The 14,827-nt window shown below is 68.9% G+C and carries 12 protein-coding genes and 1 pseudogene; 4 read left to right on the top strand and 9 right to left on the bottom strand.

Features of this window, described 5'->3' with window-relative positions:
- Positions 1-42: 42 nt before the first annotated feature.
- A complete protein-coding gene (locus ACFYM0_RS36000; RefSeq protein ID WP_388509451.1) occupies positions 43-1,248 on the bottom strand; it encodes an Ig-like domain-containing protein in 1,206 nt (401 codons plus the stop codon).
- A 605-nt stretch (positions 1,249-1,853) separates the two neighbouring features.
- Complete coding sequence (locus ACFYM0_RS35995; RefSeq protein WP_388509343.1) at positions 1,854-2,696, bottom strand: polysaccharide deacetylase family protein; 843 nt, start codon at positions 2,694-2,696, stop codon at positions 1,854-1,856.
- Between the two features lie 205 nt (positions 2,697-2,901).
- Between ACFYM0_RS35995 and ACFYM0_RS35990 the strand changes: the two genes are divergently transcribed.
- Positions 2,902-3,426: a hypothetical protein gene (locus ACFYM0_RS35990; RefSeq protein WP_388509340.1), complete on the top strand. Its 525-nt coding sequence runs from the start codon at positions 2,902-2,904 to the stop codon at positions 3,424-3,426.
- A 471-nt stretch (positions 3,427-3,897) separates the two neighbouring features.
- Positions 3,898-4,476 (top strand): hypothetical protein, encoded by a 579-nt coding sequence (locus tag ACFYM0_RS35985; RefSeq protein WP_388509338.1) that lies wholly within the window; start codon positions 3,898-3,900, stop codon positions 4,474-4,476.
- A 224-nt stretch (positions 4,477-4,700) separates the two neighbouring features.
- Here ACFYM0_RS35985 and ACFYM0_RS35980 read toward each other — a convergent pair whose 3' ends face one another.
- The 5 genes from ACFYM0_RS35980 to ACFYM0_RS35960 all read right to left on the bottom strand — a co-directional run bounded on the left by ACFYM0_RS35980 (position 4,701) and on the right by ACFYM0_RS35960 (position 10,316).
- A complete protein-coding gene (locus tag ACFYM0_RS35980; protein ID WP_388509336.1) occupies positions 4,701-5,063 on the bottom strand; it encodes a hypothetical protein in 363 nt (120 codons plus the stop codon).
- A 41-nt stretch (positions 5,064-5,104) separates the two neighbouring features.
- Complete coding sequence (locus ACFYM0_RS35975; protein WP_388509333.1) at positions 5,105-7,477, bottom strand: hypothetical protein; 2,373 nt, start codon at positions 7,475-7,477, stop codon at positions 5,105-5,107.
- A gap of 9 nt (positions 7,478-7,486) precedes the next feature.
- Positions 7,487-8,410 carry a putative adhesin gene (locus tag ACFYM0_RS35970; RefSeq protein WP_388509331.1) on the bottom strand — a complete coding sequence of 308 codons (924 nt, stop codon included), beginning with the start codon at positions 8,408-8,410 and terminating at the stop codon, positions 7,487-7,489.
- A gap of 5 nt (positions 8,411-8,415) precedes the next feature.
- Complete coding sequence (locus ACFYM0_RS35965; RefSeq protein WP_388509328.1) at positions 8,416-9,651, bottom strand: MFS transporter; 1,236 nt, start codon at positions 9,649-9,651, stop codon at positions 8,416-8,418.
- A gap of 323 nt (positions 9,652-9,974) precedes the next feature.
- A complete protein-coding gene (locus ACFYM0_RS35960) occupies positions 9,975-10,316 on the bottom strand; it encodes a hypothetical protein (protein ID WP_388509326.1) in 342 nt (113 codons plus the stop codon).
- 71 nt (positions 10,317-10,387) lie between these two features.
- Between ACFYM0_RS35960 and ACFYM0_RS35955 the strand changes: the two are divergent.
- A pseudogene (locus tag ACFYM0_RS35955) lies at positions 10,388-10,598 on the top strand (transposase); the annotation flags it as partial.
- A gap of 370 nt (positions 10,599-10,968) precedes the next feature.
- Here ACFYM0_RS35955 and ACFYM0_RS35950 read toward each other — a convergent pair.
- Positions 10,969-13,188, bottom strand: a complete 2,220-nt coding sequence (locus ACFYM0_RS35950) for a hypothetical protein (RefSeq protein WP_388509324.1) — start codon at positions 13,186-13,188, stop codon at positions 10,969-10,971.
- On the bottom strand, positions 13,185-14,120 hold the full coding sequence (locus ACFYM0_RS35945; RefSeq protein WP_388509321.1) for an NADP-dependent oxidoreductase: 936 nt from the start codon (positions 14,118-14,120) through the stop codon (positions 13,185-13,187). The genes ACFYM0_RS35950 and ACFYM0_RS35945 overlap by 4 nt, the downstream gene beginning before the upstream one ends.
- A 153-nt stretch (positions 14,121-14,273) precedes the next feature.
- Between ACFYM0_RS35945 and ACFYM0_RS35940 the strand changes: the two genes are divergently transcribed.
- Positions 14,274-14,456 carry a hypothetical protein gene (locus ACFYM0_RS35940; protein WP_388509318.1) on the top strand — a complete coding sequence of 61 codons (183 nt, stop codon included), beginning with the start codon at positions 14,274-14,276 and terminating at the stop codon, positions 14,454-14,456.
- Positions 14,457-14,827 lie beyond the last annotated feature (371 nt).

The raw sequence follows: 14,827 nt of genomic DNA, 5'->3' as shown, positions 1-14,827 counted from the left end.
GCGGGGCCGGACGGCTTTCGGCGGTGTCCCCGATGAGGTCGGTCAGGCTGGGGCTGGGCTGTCCTTCCATTGTGACCAGGGCATGTTCCAGTCGCTCAGGCCGTTGGCCGCTTTGACCGTTCCGCCGCCTTTGGAATTCTTGACGACCACTGGGTCGCCGATCAGGGAGTTCTTGTAGAACCAGGCGGCGGGGGTGTTCGGGTCTGCGCCGCCCTTGACGTCTTGTAGTCCGATGCAGCCGTGGCTGGTGTTCGTCGTGCCGAAGACTGAAGGGGCGGCCCAGTAGTTGCCGTGGATGAACGTGCCGGAGGTGGTCAGGCGCATGGCGTGTGGGACGTCGGGGATGTCGTAGGCGGGTTTCCCGTCGGCGTCGAGGAGGTCGACGGTGGCTCCGTTCATGCGGGTTTCGAGCTTCTTCTCGGAGATCACCATGGTGCCGTTGTAGGTGGCGTGCTCGGCGTCTCCGGTGGTCACCGGTAGTTCCTTGACGGTCTTGCCGGCGCGGTCGACGGTCATCGTCGATGTGGCGGCGTCCACGGTGGAGACTTGGGAGCGGCCCACCGTGAAGTCGAGGGTCCTGTTCTGGATTCCCGTGGTGCCCGGTGCGGCGGTGACGCCGTCGAGGGTGAGGCGGACCTGGACGGTCGTCCCGGGTTTCCAGAACGTTTGGGGGCGGAAGTCCAGTCGGCGGGGCCCGAACCAGTGGCCGGCCACCTGCTGTCCGGAGGTGGAGGTCACCGCGATCGCCCGTCCGACGGTTTGTTCGTTCTGCACGGGCTTGTTGAAACGGACGGACACCGGCATGCCGACCCCCACGGTGCCCCCGGCGGAGGGGCTGACGGTGGCGCGCAGGACCTGCGAGGCCGGGAGGGTGGTGAACGTCGAGTCCCGGCTTGCCGGGGCGCCGCCGGTGCCCCGGGCGACTGCGTGCAGGGTGTAGGTGGTGTCCAGGGCCAAGGCGCCCCCTGCGGTCCACCGGGTGCGGTCGGGGGAGAAGGTGCCCGTTCCGCCGTCCGACCGCGGCTCCATCGTCACGGAGTCCAGACGTCCGTTGCCCACCGACACCGAGGGCGTCTGCGAGGGGCGTACGCCGGTACTGCCGTCGGGGAGGCTGAAGGATATCCGTGCCGGGGACGGTTGCGAGGCCTCACTAGGGGGCGTGCCCCCGTGGCCGGTGGGGTCGGGAAGGAAGAAGGGCACCGCCGCCGCTGCGGCGCACACCCCCACCGCCGCGCAGGCGAGTGTCATGGCTGAGCGCTTCTTCATCTGAGGACTCCGGCGCTTTTCTCGGGAACGGGATGCACTGCGCTGCCCATCCTGTCCGCGCCGTGCGGCCGAGCAGGTCGGCCGGTCGGCCCCTGCGGGGGCTGGTACGGGGGTCCGCCGACGGGGGGAGAGCCGCGGGGCGGCCGGCGGACAGGGAGGGGGTGGCCGCCCAGTGACTTCGCCTGCCGCTCCGTCTCGTCCGGGTCGGTGGAGGCGGAGCGGCAGGCCGGCCCGGGGACCGAGGCCGGCACGGATGGTCCGGTGCGGCGCACCGGCAGGAGCGTGCCGGTGTCCTGCTCCGTCCTTCGGGCCCGAGGCACTGCCCGTGGTCGGGGCGGCGCCTCCGCGCCCGATGCCGTTCCCGGCATCGGGCCGCCCGGCCGACGTGGTCGGGGCATGGCTACGCCGGCCGTCACGCCCCCGTCCGGATCAGGCCGTGGGCGGCCGGCCGAGGGGCAGCGGCCGACGTTCGCACCGTAGGGTGCGCGGGCCGTGTGCCGGAGCAGCCGAATGGTCCGCGAAAGGGCGGATGCCCGCAGGCCCGGGGGCGTAGTCCCCGGGCCTCGCCCGGCCGGTGCGGCTGCCGGTCAGGTCGACTGGGCGGGGAAGGAGAAGCCGTAGCCCTGCTGCTTGAACCACGGCAGCAGGTACCTGAGGGCGGCGACCGTCTGGGACCGGTTCCCACCCCCGTCGTGAAAGAGGATGATCGGTCCGTCCTTCAACTCCTCCTTGACCGTGGTGATGATGTTCGCGGTGCCCGGGCGGCTCCAGTCCCTGGGGTCGACGTCCCAGCCGAGCGGGCGCAGACCGTGCCTGGCGGCGATGCCACGACTGGTGGGGGTGAACGCACCGCCGGGCGCCCGGTAGTACATGGCCGCGGGTCCGCCGGCCGCTCGGTCGATCATGTTCTGGCCCTTGAGGATCTCCCACTTCTGGTAGTCGGCGGGCTTCTTGTCCATGGTCATGTCGTGGTCCACGGAGTGGTCGCACAGTCGGTTGCCCGCGGCGGCCACCTGTTTCACCAGGGCCGGGTACTTGGCCGCGTTCTTGCCGATCATGCAGAAGGTGGCGTGGACGTGGTTCTGCGCCAGGACGGCCAGGACCTTCGGCGTCCACGCGGGGCTGGGACCGTCGTCGATCGTGATGTCGACCGTGTGCGGGCCGCCTTCGGACGTCTTGGCGAAGCTCTCGGGGACCGTGCCCGGCGCCGCGCCGGTGTCGGGGGCCGCGGAGGTGCCGGAGGTTGCCGGATCCTGCGGGGCGCCCTGCCCGGCGCCGTCCTGCGGTGCGGCGACGGGCTCCGTGGATCCGGTCCTGGCCGGATCCGTGTCCGCCCAGGCGCCGGCGCTGCAGGCCGCCAGGCCCAAGGTGCACACGGCCACTGTCGTGACCGCTGTGGCGGCGGACCGCATCCGGTTCCTCTTACGCATCGTGCGCTCCCTGCTTCGACTGTTCGGGGGTGACCTCATATCCGAGCCTGGACGCGGGGACGACGTGCCGCTTCGGCCGATCGGCCCTCGCGGCGGTTGACCGGGCGGACCACCGGGCGCATCACGGCACGGCGTCACGGTCTGGCCCCAAGCGGAGACCATTGGGGGGATTCGCCGCCGCCGGGCCCCGGCCTAGCTTGCGATCATGACTGCACGATCTTGCGATCTCTGCGGAGACCCCTTCCGCGGAAGGGCCGGCTACCTGGTCACCGGGGCGATCTGGCGTGACCGGTGGGTGCCGCGCCGCCTGCTGATCTGTGCCGCGTGCTTCGGCGTGCGGACGGGGCACGGCAATCTGGATCATGCACGGCTGCCGCTCACGTGGGTTGCGGTCAGTGGCCGTGGCGTGCGCCTGCCGCCCACCCCCTGCGTACGGTGCGCGCAGCCCGTCATCCGCAACGACGATCCTCTGCTGCTGCGGATCGTCTGCTCGCACGCCTGTGGGACCGCCTACCAGCGCCGCATGCAGGCCGGCGAGACATCGACGCCGGCCGGGCGTTCGGGCGTCCTGCTCGGCACGCCCGAAGGCGTGGACAGGTTGCGGGTCCAGGTACGGCTGGAGCGCGCCTTGCTCCGCACGGCGGTGAAAGCCGCCTCCAGGCGCGACCAGGCCTTGGACAGGTACCTGGAGCACCTGATCACCCTCGACGCCGGCGGTGCGCAGCGCTGAGGCACGTGGGGTCAGCACCCCGGCCCGCGCGGACGGGGCGTCCGTGCGCCTGCGCGTCGCGGCACGGGCGGCCAAGCCGGCGGGCGCAGAGACCACCGGCGGGCGCCATCCGGGACGCGCAGCCCCTGCCGGTCGGTCCCGGTCGTGGTCAGGCCCTGGACCGGGCGAAGGCGGCGGTCACGGACCTCGGGATGGACGGCGTCCGCCGCAAGGGTCTCCGCACACACCTGTCCGGCGCCCCGCCCCTGACCCCTGTCATGGCGGGAGCGGCCGCAGCGGGGCTGACGGACTGCCGGGCGGGTGACCTGTGCCGTCCATCCGGGCGAGGACCCGGCTTTTGTGTGAGGCGGGCCGCACAGCGGGCAACGGATGCATCCTGCTGCATGCTCGGATCGATTGATGGAGGCTGCGTACATGCCCGGTTCAAGGGAACTCGTCAAAGCCGCACGGAGGCGGCCGGCACCCTGGGGAGTGGCGGGGGCACTGGCCTCGGCGGCGCTGCTGCTCGGGGCGGCCTGCCCCGCGGCGGCCCAGCCGCGTACGGGCGATCCGGTGCCGTCGGTGACGGCCGGGGGCGGCGGGTGCGACGGGGACGACCTCTGGCAGGCGGGGGAGCCGAGCGGCAAGCACTGCGGTAAGGCGGGGCCTCCCGGACCTCCGGGACCGGCCGGCCAGGCGGGTCCAGCCGGCCCGCAGGGCCTGCCCGGTCCTCCCGGCCAGCAGGGGCAGCCCGGTGTCGCGGGTCCTCAGGGCGCGCCCGGGGCCGCCGGCCCGCAGGGCCCCCAGGGCGTTCCCGGCCCGGCGGGTCCGGTGTCCACCCATGAAGTCGGCCCCCTCCTCGGAGCGACGCCGACGAACACGGAGGGCGATTCCACCTCCACCGCCACCTGCCCGCCGGGCACCACGGTGACCGGCGGGGGGTACCGGCTCGTGTCTGGAACGGGAACGGTGCGGTCCTCGGAGCGCGACGACGCGAACGGCTGGACGGTCACCGTCGCGGCGAGCCCGACCCCCGGGACCTTCATGGCGCTCGCGGTCTGCGCGCCGTAGACCGCCCCGCTGCTTCGGGTCGCGGACGACCGGTGAGGTGACGTCCTACGCATCGGGGTGTCCGGCACGCACCGCACCGGCAAGACCACCTTCGTGGAGGAGCTGCGTGCGCCTTCCCGGTTACCGGTCCGATCCGCTCGACGCCTGGCCGGACCTGCCGGTCGTGGAGGAGGCGGGACCGCTCGGCCGCCGCGCCGGGACGGCCCCGCCAGGAGGCCGTCGCCTCAGTCGTCTTGGACGGGACCCCCCGCTCTGAGGTCCTGCTCCAGCGCTGAGATCCAGGCCTCGTTGTCGCCCGGCTCGGCCGCCTGCGCGGTGGTCCTCTCCAAGAGTTTGTTGAAGACCGGCCAGGCCGCATGGGTCTCCAATTGGGACACGGCCTCCACCGCCCGGGCGTCCTCGGACCGCACCTCACCGGTCTCGGGGTCCCGTGCGGCTGCGATCGCGAGGAGGGCGCCGACTGCGGCGTGCTTGGCGGCGGCCTTGGTGTCCTGCCCCTGGAGGGCGGCCGCCATGGCGTAGAACGCCTCAGGGGTGTCGTCTCCGGTGGTGGCCGGCAGGCCCGGGGACGTCGGTCGTTCGGTCATGGTGATCTGCTTTCCTTGTGGGAGGGGACGTCGAGGGGGGCTTACTGGTTGATGCCGGTGAAGAAGGACGGGTCGATCACATCCGCGGGAATCGAGCGGATCTTCTCTCCGACCGCCCTGGGGAGGGTCAGCTCCATCAGGGAGATGTTCAACGCCTTGATCGCGGCGGTCGACTGCTCGACCTGCTTCTCCAGGTTCGCGATGCGGGTGGTCTCGGAAGCCCCGGGCTCGCGCTGGAGCTCCGCGAGCTCGCGCTTGAGGTTCCCGAGCTCGCGGGTCAGGTCGCGGTGCTTCCCGTAGGCGGCGTGGGTCGCGTCGTCCTTGGAGAAGAAGGAGTCGGGGGTGTGGAACTGCAGCTCGAAGTAGATCTTCCGGTTGAGGGCGGCCTCCCGGCCGCCCAGCGCCGTCAGCTCGGAGGGGTTGAACAGGGCGTCGATCTCCTCTCCCGTGAACTCCTTGGACCACTGGGAATTGATGCCCCGGTACCCGCCGCTCAAAGGCTGCACGATGCAGTTCTTGAACTGCACGCACTTCCAGCCGTTGGCTATGAGGTGGTCGGTCAACGCGTTCACGGTCGTGGCGAGCATCACCGGGGTCTCGACGGTGACGGTGCAGCGCATCGAGTCGCGGGCGTTCCCCGCGAGCTTTCCGAAGGGGGCCTCCAGGTTCGCGAACTTGGCTTCGCTGGCGTCCCCCAGCATCTTCGACAGGAGGGAGGGGACCGACTTGACGGCGTACTTCGTCCTTCCGGGGGTGTCGATGTTGTCCCGGAGCGTTTCCTCGGCCACACGGTCGAGCTCAGCCTTCTTGTTCGGCCTGGAAGTCAGCACGATGTTCCGGGCGTCCTCGGCGTGCTTTTCCATCCCATCCAGGTATTCCCGCTGGTGCTTCACGGCGAACTCGTTGAACAGGCCGGCCGCCGTCTCGTCCGGGCAGTCCTTCACCGGGGTGAACGGCTTCAGCGGGATGTCCGTGAACTTGGGCCAGTTCCTCTTGAGCCCGGCGACGACGCGGGGCAGCCCGCTGTCGATCGCCGCCCACATGGCCTTCTGGTAGATCGTGTATTGGCGGTTGCGGCCCTTCGCGATCACCTCGGCCGCGTGGCTCCCGAGCCCGTACCCCTTGCCCTTGATCCTCCGCTGGTTCTCCTCCACGAGGACGGCGCGCCAGGTGTCGTACGTCCCCTCGAGGGACTCCTGCACGGTCGGGCCCTCAGGGAGCTTGTCGAGGGGGATGTTCTCCTTGTGCAGGATGCCCACGATGCGTTCGCCGGCACTGCCCTGGCTGCTGATCCCGGTGAGCTTCTCGTGCGCTGCCTGGTACGCCGCGACCCCGAGTTCGTCCCCCTTGAAGCCGGCCTCCCCGAACATCCCGGGCGCTCCCCGCAGCCAGTAGTCGAGGAAGCTCGCCAAGAAGTCGCCCTGCCCTTCCTGCTTGGCCTTCCAGAAGGACGGGAAGCTGGTCTGGAACGGGTAGGACGACAGGTCGAACCGCTCACTGGAATGCAGCGTGGCGCGCACCTTGGGGCGCATGGGAGACGCTTCGGAGGATTCGAATCGGGGCGGTGCGGCCGGAGCTCCGGCGGAGGTTTCAGGGAGCCGCATCAGGCATCCCGATGTCGACATGTGACGGATCACATCCCGGACCACGCCATCGCCGAGCGCGCTGGCGACCGCCCTGTAGGCCTCCTGGGTGGTGCCGATCAGGCTCTTCCACGTGAGCTGCCAGTCGGCGAGTTTTTCGTCCTCTGTTCCAGCCAGGGCAAGGATGTCCGACCCGGTGGTACTCGGTCGCTTCTTGTCGATGTGGGCCACGGCGACGGCACGCCTCCGGTCCTTGAGCACCTCGGCAAGGATTATCTGCTGCTCGCCTGACGCTCCAGATTTTTCGAACAATTTCGTCCAGTGCGCGAGCAGATCCTTGCCGCTCAGGGTGTTTCCCGGCTTCTTGCCCTGCTTGTCCTCCGCCGTCAGTTGTTCTGACAGGTTATTTCGGGTTTCCTCTTTGGCGGAGAGCTTAACTCCCTTTATTATCTCCTCCTCGTTCTTTCTCCGGCGTTCGTTTTCGCGCTTTCGTTGCGCTTCCATGTTCTCGACAAGATTGCTCTGGTAATAGAAATTGGCGAGAAATTCGCCATAGCTGCTGCTGTCATTGTTGAGGGCGGAGCCCGTCAGCTTCTCGATGTTCGCTGCGTAGTGGGTGCAGAAGTGGGAGTAGTCGAGCATGAGCCCGAGTTCATCCCTTTCCGCCGAGGGGAGGTTGTCGTACCTCCCTAGATACCATTCCAGGCAGTTCTGGAAGAGCGGCCAGGAGATCGGGTTGGTGTAGCTTTGGCTGGCGACCCCGGCAATTGATCGGGGATCCATTGTGTTGAGGAGCTCGTAGTTCTTGTATGTGTAGAGATTGTTTTCCATGGCCTTTTCCTAGAAGAGTGATTCGGCAGGGTGGGTGAGTCGACCCGGCGCGACGAGCCCGGCGGCGGTGATGGAGTCCTCGACGGAGTCCAAGTAGTGGCTCCCCCACGCCCGGTAGACATCCAGGGCGCGTAGCTGGCCCGCCTCGCTGAGGCTGACCCAGGCGGCGGGGGAGAAGTCCCGTTCGAGAGCGGTCAGGGCTTCCTCTTCGGCCCGGACCTGCGCCATGAACCCGGCGGCCCACGGCCAGTCGTCCGCGTCGCCGCAGGCGAGGAGCGCGGCGCGGGACGCCCTGGGCAGCACCGTCTCGAAGTCGTGGAGCTGGTGGAACTCGCCCGGTTCCCCCGCGGCGCGCAGGTGGCAGCTGTGGACCTGGTACCAGAGGGCGACCCCGTCGAAAGCCAGGTAGCGGGACCGGTGCACCTGGTCGAGGCGGCTCCAGTGCGCGCGCGTGGCCGGGTAGTTGCCCGCCAGGAAGGCGGCCGTCTCCCGGTCCAGGGATTCGGCGACGGCGTTGCGCGGCTTCGCCCCGCCCCGGCAGGCCAGGACGTGGATCCGGTCGTAGGCCTCGAAGGCGGGACCGAGCACTCCTCGGCACACGTGCCGGGAGGCGGTGCACAGCGTGGGGCTCGCGCACAGCCACATCGGCTCCGGCACGGTGGCGAGTTCGCCGTTCCCCGCGTCGAACTGGGCCTGGGCGGTGGACAGCTCGGCGCCGGCCACCGGGAGCAGCTGTGCGTTCGGTACGACATCACCCGTGTGGACCTGAGGCTCGGGTGCGTCCGCCGCGCCCGAGACGACCAACTGGATCTCGGTCGTCGACAGGGAGTCGCCCGGTGGCGTGTACGTCACGAGGCTGCGGTCCCGCGGGACGAGGGCCTTTGTCTCCGGGGAGCTGGGTGAATCGTGGGCCACCAGGTACAGGTCGGGCATCGCCGTCACCTTTCGATCGGGAGCGGACTGTCGGTCGGGGGTTGTGCATCGGCCGTGGTTGGAGGAGGCACGGCCGATGCATGGCCGGGGACCCGCAGGTCCGGAAGGGCCCAGGCTCCGGCGGAGATCAGCAGGGAGATCGGGATGAGGCAGAGGAAGCCGGTCCGTAGGGAGGAGTGCTCCGCGATCAGGCCGATGGCCACCGGCCCGAGGAGGAGTCCGCAGTAGCCGAAGGTGCCGGCGCGGGCGATCGCGGCCACTGACCGGTCCCCGCCGACGAGGCCGGCCAGTGAGAAGGTCAGGGGGACCACGACGCACACGGCCGCGCCGACCAGCACCAGCCCCGTGATGGCCGGCAACGCCGAGGAGGCGGTGACGAAGACGGCGAAGCCGGCTGCGCCGGCCAGGCCCGCTCCGGTGAGCAGGAGGCGGGCTCCGCAGCGCTGGGTGATGCGGTCGCACACCAGCCGGCCGGCGAGCATGGCCAGTTCGAACGCGGGATAGCCCAGGGCGGCGATCGCTTCCGAGGCGCCCAGCCCGTCATGGAGGTGGAGGCCGCTCCAGTCGGCGACGGCCCCCTCGGCGAGGAAGGCGCAGAACATCACGGCGCCCAGCAGCAGGACGGCCCGTGGCAGTTTTAAGGGCCGCCCCGTCCTGCCGGCGGACGCAGCGGGTGCGGTGTCGGGCAGGAAGCGGGACATCGTGTAGCCGGCCGGTGCGAGGGCGATGAGCGCGGCCGCGGCCACCGAGGCGGTGAAGCCCAGGCCGGTGGCCGCGAGCCCGGCGCCGAGCAGGCCGCCGATCACCGCGCCCAGGCTCCATCCCGCGTGCATCCTGCCCATCAGGGGTTTGCCGCCGACCCGTTCCAGGGTGGAGGCCTGGGCGTTGGCGGCGACGTCGACCAGGCCGAACAGGCCGCCGAAGACGAGGCCGCCCGCGAGTAGCCAGGGGAATCCGGGGGCGAAAGCGAGCATCAGGAGGCCGGCCACCGCGGCGGGCACGGACAGGCGCAGCACGCGGTGGCTGCCGTGACGGGTGACCAGTCGGCCGGCGGCCGTCATGGCTACGAGTGCGCCCAGGCCCCAGGCGAGGACTTCCAGCCCTACTTGGAGTTCGGTGAGCCCGAACTTGTCCCGCAGGGCGGGGATCCGTACGACCCAGACCGCGCTGATGGCTCCCACCAGGCCGAAGGTGGTCATCGTGGCGTTCCTTGCGCGGGCGAGCCGGAGGTCGGGGGTCATGGGGCGGGGCCTTTCCGGGGACGCGGGAGCCGGGAGGTGCGGGCGGGGGCGGGCGGGGGCGGGGCGGCGGGTCAGGCCGCCGACCCCATCAGCCGGCTGGTGGGATCGCGCAACAGGTGGACGCCCGGACCGGCCAAGGTGGCGACGGCCGCATCGTGACGCCTGGCCCCTCGCGCTCTGCCCGAAGGGGCAGGTCACGGGGTAGGACCGACCTGTGACGCCGGTCCCTCAAGTCTGGGCGGGCGGGCAGGGTGGGCCGATCCCCCGGTGGTGGGACCGGCCGGGGGAGAAGCGTGCCCACCGTTGTGTGCGGGCCGTCCGTGTCAGTGCTGGCCGGGGCAGGGCCCGGACGGCTCCGTGTTGTCGTCGGCGGGCCGGCAGCGGAGGGCGTAGTGCCGGCGGAGCTCGTCGAGGAGCAGTTCGTCGTGCTCGCCGTCGGAGTACTCGCACAAGGCCGTGCGGCCCTCTTGGGACTGGTCGAAGGAGAGGATCAGCAGCAGGTCGGGGCCGGTGCCGTCCTTCTCCTTCCGCTCCCAGACCTGGCCCGGCCCTGGAGGACGGCGGGTGGGGCATGCCGGTTCCTGGTGCCGCGGGAGCGGTTCTGCCCGGGCGGGTACAGACCACGATGCGCCGTCGGCGGGCCCGGTCTGCCCGGGTGGAGACACCGGGGCAGACCGGTTGCGCGCGGTCGCCGGGGGCGCGCGGTGGGGCGTCGTCGGAGACGCTGATGAGAGACCAGATCAGCACCCTGCTGGAGGCCCACCCTCTTCACCCGGTCCAGACCTCGATTGGCGGAGTCGGCGTCAGGACCGCAGCCGTTCTCCTGGCCACCGTCGGTGACGGCACCGGCTTCCCAGCGCCGCCCACCTCGCCTCCTACGCCGGCCTCGCCCCATGACCAGATCCTCAGGGACCTCGATCAACGGCGAACATGCACCCCAGAAGGGGGCACCGTGTGGCCTCTCCTACCGGGCGCGCCGCTTGACCACCACCTCTGCGCAGCCGCCCCCCAGGCCGACCCCGCTCCGCCGGGTGCCCGGCCCTGAAGACCGACCCCGCCCAGATCAAGGGAGCGCAGTCCTACAGCGACAGCACGGCCATCACCCGGAACTTCTCCCACACGGGCACGGACGCTTCCCAGCCGTCGGACCAGGTCGGCTCGGCTGGCTACACCTGGTCCGGGAGCGGCGAGAACATCGAGAGAGGGTAGGCGAACGCTCCCGCGGTGATGGACTCCTGGATGAGGAGCCCAGGCCACCGCGAGAACACCCTCAACTGCGCTTTCACCGCTCACGGACCAGCGACCGTGTCGAATCAGTTAAGACGTGATTTTGTCCGCATTCAGCGGCATCCCGTGCTGCTCGAGTATCCGATAGAAGATTTCCCTCTGCTTGTCTTCCTCTTCCTTCGCCTTCTTCAACTCGGCCTGGGCTGCCGCGCGCCCCTCCTTCGCCGCGATGGCCCAGAGTTCCGCCGCGTCCCTGTCTCCGTCGTTGTTTGACCGTTGGGCCTGCTTCATATTCTCGTGGGCCTTCCGCGCCAGGGCCTTGGCCTCGTTCTTGAACTTCCGCTCTCTCGCCTTGATCTCGTGAGTCTTGTCTTCCTTGGCGTCGAGGCTCACTTCAGTGTGGAACTGGATCTCGTATTCGAACCCCTTGTGTGACCATCGGGAATTGACGCCCCGGTAGCCGCTGTCAAATCCCTGGCCCGGCTTGATCGCCCAGAAGTTCTTGAAGCTGGTGTTCTTCTGTTGCCCCTTTTTGAGACCGTTGATGATCCCCTGTGTGACTTCGGTGTACTTTTCGGGTTCTTTGACCACCACGGTGTAGCGCACGTAGTCCTTGATCTGTCGGCCAATTTCCTCGATGGCCTTCGGGACGTCTTCCGGGCGCCCGTCTCTATAGTCTGAGACGATCTTGTCGATGGCGGATTCTGGTAGCTTCTGGGAGTGTTCCAGCCCCTTCAGGTCGGCGTCTTCGCCCACGAGCTTCACCAGGGTGTCGCGAATCTCCGCATCGAGCTTGGCGGCGCTTTCCTTCACGATGGCCTTGAACGCCACCGCGGATGCCTGCAGCTTCTGTGCGGACTCGGAATCGACTGTGATCTCGTCAACGTACGACGAGTGGACATTCTCGCGGAACGATTTGGCGCCGTCGCTGACCATTACGGTCGTCTTGCCGTGTGAGAGCCTGAGTGACCTATTGCCGGACTTCGACAGGGCTTCCTTGTTCTGCTTTAGTGCCTTTCGGGTGTTGAACTCGACCCACAGGGCCTCGATCTCGCGCCATGTCGATCGCTTCCCGTCCTGGAACGCCTTGGTTCCTTCGTTGAGGAGGAGGTTGACCATCTTGATCATGGCGGGATTGTATTGGTACTTCTCCAGCCAGGTGATGAATGCCGGGAGTCGATCCCGGTATTCCGGACGGGTTAGGGCGGCGAGGCTGTTCTTGGGAGACTTTCCGGCGAAGTGGTCCCGGGGGTGATTGGAATTGTGGTAATCCGCTGCCACCTGGATGCCTTTGCTCTCCATCTCCAGCACCTTGCCGGGGTCGATGTTGCGCTCGAATGCACCCACGAGCCACGGAGGGATCGTGAGCTTAGGCTTACTCTTATCGGCGAAGGTGATGGTCCACTCTGCGAGTTCGATGATCCAATCGTGGGGTCCGCTGCCCCGGTATTTATCGTCGCCGATCTCGTTTTTGATGGCCTGCAGGAATGTTTTTGTTAGCTCGCTCGTGTGGGACTTGAAATAGTTGGACAGGGTGTCCGGCGTGGCGGAGTCCTTGATCGCCGTCTTGAGGATCTCGCAGAGTTCATCCCAATCGGCCTCCCGATCCGATTTCTTTGAATCCCGTGGCCTAACTGTCTTGTCGGCGAAATCGGCCAGCTGCTGCGTCATATCAGGATCAGAAATTAGCTGCTCAAAGGTGGTGAATACGACATGTCGGCCGGGCAGGCCCAGCACATCGGTGTGGTACCACTGCAGGTGGCCTGCCAGAACTATGGGGTTGATCGTGTCCCGGCCGTAAGTTCGCCACACTTGGGTAAGGAAGCCGAAGGGGTCGGACGGGTCTTCGACCCCGGGGCAGTGGTAGCGCAGGGCATACTCCGTCCACGGCTTGCCGTCGAACATGTGCTGGAAAAGTTGCAGGCCCCAGTCATCCCACGTCACGCCCGCCCCCCACCCCATGCCTTGGAAGGCTTCCCTGACGGTTTCGGGGTGATTGGCGGCGGCGGCGATCAGATAAACTGAACCGTTTTGAGGAAGGAGGGACTGTAGCTGATGGAGGTCCTCTTGGGCATTCGTGAGGCCGAACCGCTCCAGAAGGCCGTAGTACGGAGCGAGTTCCGGGTCATTCTTGGCCAGCGTGAGATCAGTGATCGTTTCCATGGGCTTCTCTCTGATAAATCCAGTGATGAGTTCATGGTGGCTGGCCGGGGGAAGAATTGCGATGCTCGGCGTGCAAGCCTTCGGGCACCCGTCCGGCAATTCGGGAACCGGGACGGGGCATGGGTTCTCGGGCAGGGCGCTGGTCACGTCGCGACGATGATGACCTTGCCCTTGGCGTGGCCGGAGGCACTGCGGCCCAGGGCGTCGCGGACGTCCTCCAGCGAGAAGACGCTGTCGATCCGGGACCGCAGGGCGCCGGCGTCGGAGAGTTCGGCGATCCGGGCCAGCTGGTCGCCGTCGGGACGCATCAAGAAGGGCTTCACCCGCACGCCGTACAGGTGTTCGCGCGCCTCGGCGTGCGGGGCGGCGACGGTCGACACCAGCGTCCCCCCGCGCGCGAGGACGGCATAGGACCTCCTCTGGGTGTCCCCACCCACCGTGTCGAACACGACGTCGTACATGTCCGGGGCGGTGTCGAAGGCCGGGGTGCGGTAGTCGACGACCCGGTCCGCGCCCAGGGCGTGGAGCCATTCCGCGTCCTGGGCGGACGCCGTCGCCGTGACGTGCAGCCCGAAGCCCTTGGCCAGCTGGACCACGGCGGCGCCGACGGCCCCGGCCCCGCCGAGGACGAGTAGCCGCTGGCCGGCCGTGACCTCGGCCTGCTCGACCAGGCCCTGCCACGCCGTCAGCGCGACGAGGGGGATCCCGGCGGCGTCGACGAAGGTCGCGGACCTGGGCTTGTGCGCGGCCAGTGCCGCGTCGACCGCCACGAACTCGGCGAACGTGCCCGGGCGGTCAGGGGCTACGCGGAAGTACACCTCGTCGCCGACCGCGAATGCCGCGACGTCGGGGCCGACGGCGCGCACGACACCGGCGCCGTCGCTGCCGAGCCGCAGGGGGAAGGCAGCCTCGGACAGGAACCGTACGTGACCGGTGATGATCAACCAGTCGATGGGGTTCACGCTGGCGGCGCGCATCTCCACGTACAAGTCGGTGGGCCCGATGGCCGGCTCGTCGACGGCGGACACCCTGACGACGTCCTGGATGTTCCCGTAGGATTCTGCGATGGCAGCGCGCACGGCGGTCTTCTTCTCTCTGTACAGGTTTTGACGGCTTCTCAGGCTAGGAACCCCGGGCGTGCGGCACGATCGGTCGAACGCACCGCCTTGAGGTGGATCCGACCGGCGGATCCGGTCCGTCCGGCGGTGCGGGCCGGAGGAGCCCGCGCGGACGTGCCGCCGGAGATGTGGGTACCCCCGACCTGGGCGCGGGCGAACGCGACGGTCACCGCGGCCCCCTGGCCCGGCGTCGGGACCGTGGAGCTGGGCCTGCCCGCCTTGGCCTTGGCTGCCTCCTCCCGTACGGCCTTCTCCCGGGCCGCCTTCTCTGCCGCGGCCTTCGCCGCCTCCGGGTAGGCCCCCACAACAGGGACGGTCCCCACTCCCTCCCGGGAGCGACGGCCATGTTTCCGATCACCGCCTCACGGCAGCCGGCCATCTTCGCTACAAGGGCCCGGCCACCGCCTACGAGGTGACCGCCTACGGCCCTGGCCCCCACGGATACGCGCCCGCCCCGCAGCGCCCCGCCTTCTTCCGGTCCACGCTCCGGTCTGCGACGAGGTGGTGGCCGAACGGACGGCCTCTTACCGGGGGAGCGGGTGGGGGAGTACCTCCCTCCACCGATCGGCCGGCCCTCTCACCTGCTGTTTCTCCAGTCGACCCGCTCTTGCTGTGACCCAGGTCACAGGACTTTGGTCCTTTTACGAAGGTTCGTAGTAGACGCTCTG

It is taken from the genome of Streptomyces sp. NPDC006487 (assembly GCF_042870555.1).
Taxonomy (GTDB): domain Bacteria; phylum Actinomycetota; class Actinomycetes; order Streptomycetales; family Streptomycetaceae; genus Streptomyces.
This window is presented reverse-complemented; position numbering and strand designations above follow the sequence as displayed.

What these genes read in the sequence shown, in the direction of transcription:
- ACFYM0_RS36000 (WP_388509451.1), bottom strand. Translation starts at nt 1,248, where the DNA reads ATGACACTCGCCTGCGCGGCGGTGGGGGTGTGCGCCGCAGCGGCGGCG.
- ACFYM0_RS35965 (WP_388509328.1), bottom strand. Translation starts at nt 9,651, where the DNA reads ATGACCCCCGACCTCCGGCTCGCCCGCGCAAGGAACGCCACGATGACC.
- ACFYM0_RS35980 (WP_388509336.1), bottom strand. Translation starts at nt 5,063, where the DNA reads ATGACCGAACGACCGACGTCCCCGGGCCTGCCGGCCACCACCGGAGAC.
- ACFYM0_RS35975 (WP_388509333.1), bottom strand. Translation starts at nt 7,477, where the DNA reads ATGGAAAACAATCTCTACACATACAAGAACTACGAGCTCCTCAACACA.
- ACFYM0_RS35970 (WP_388509331.1), bottom strand. Translation starts at nt 8,410, where the DNA reads ATGCCCGACCTGTACCTGGTGGCCCACGATTCACCCAGCTCCCCGGAG.
- ACFYM0_RS35995 (WP_388509343.1), bottom strand. Translation starts at nt 2,696, where the DNA reads ATGCGTAAGAGGAACCGGATGCGGTCCGCCGCCACAGCGGTCACGACA.
- ACFYM0_RS35990 (WP_388509340.1), top strand. Translation starts at nt 2,902, where the DNA reads ATGACTGCACGATCTTGCGATCTCTGCGGAGACCCCTTCCGCGGAAGG.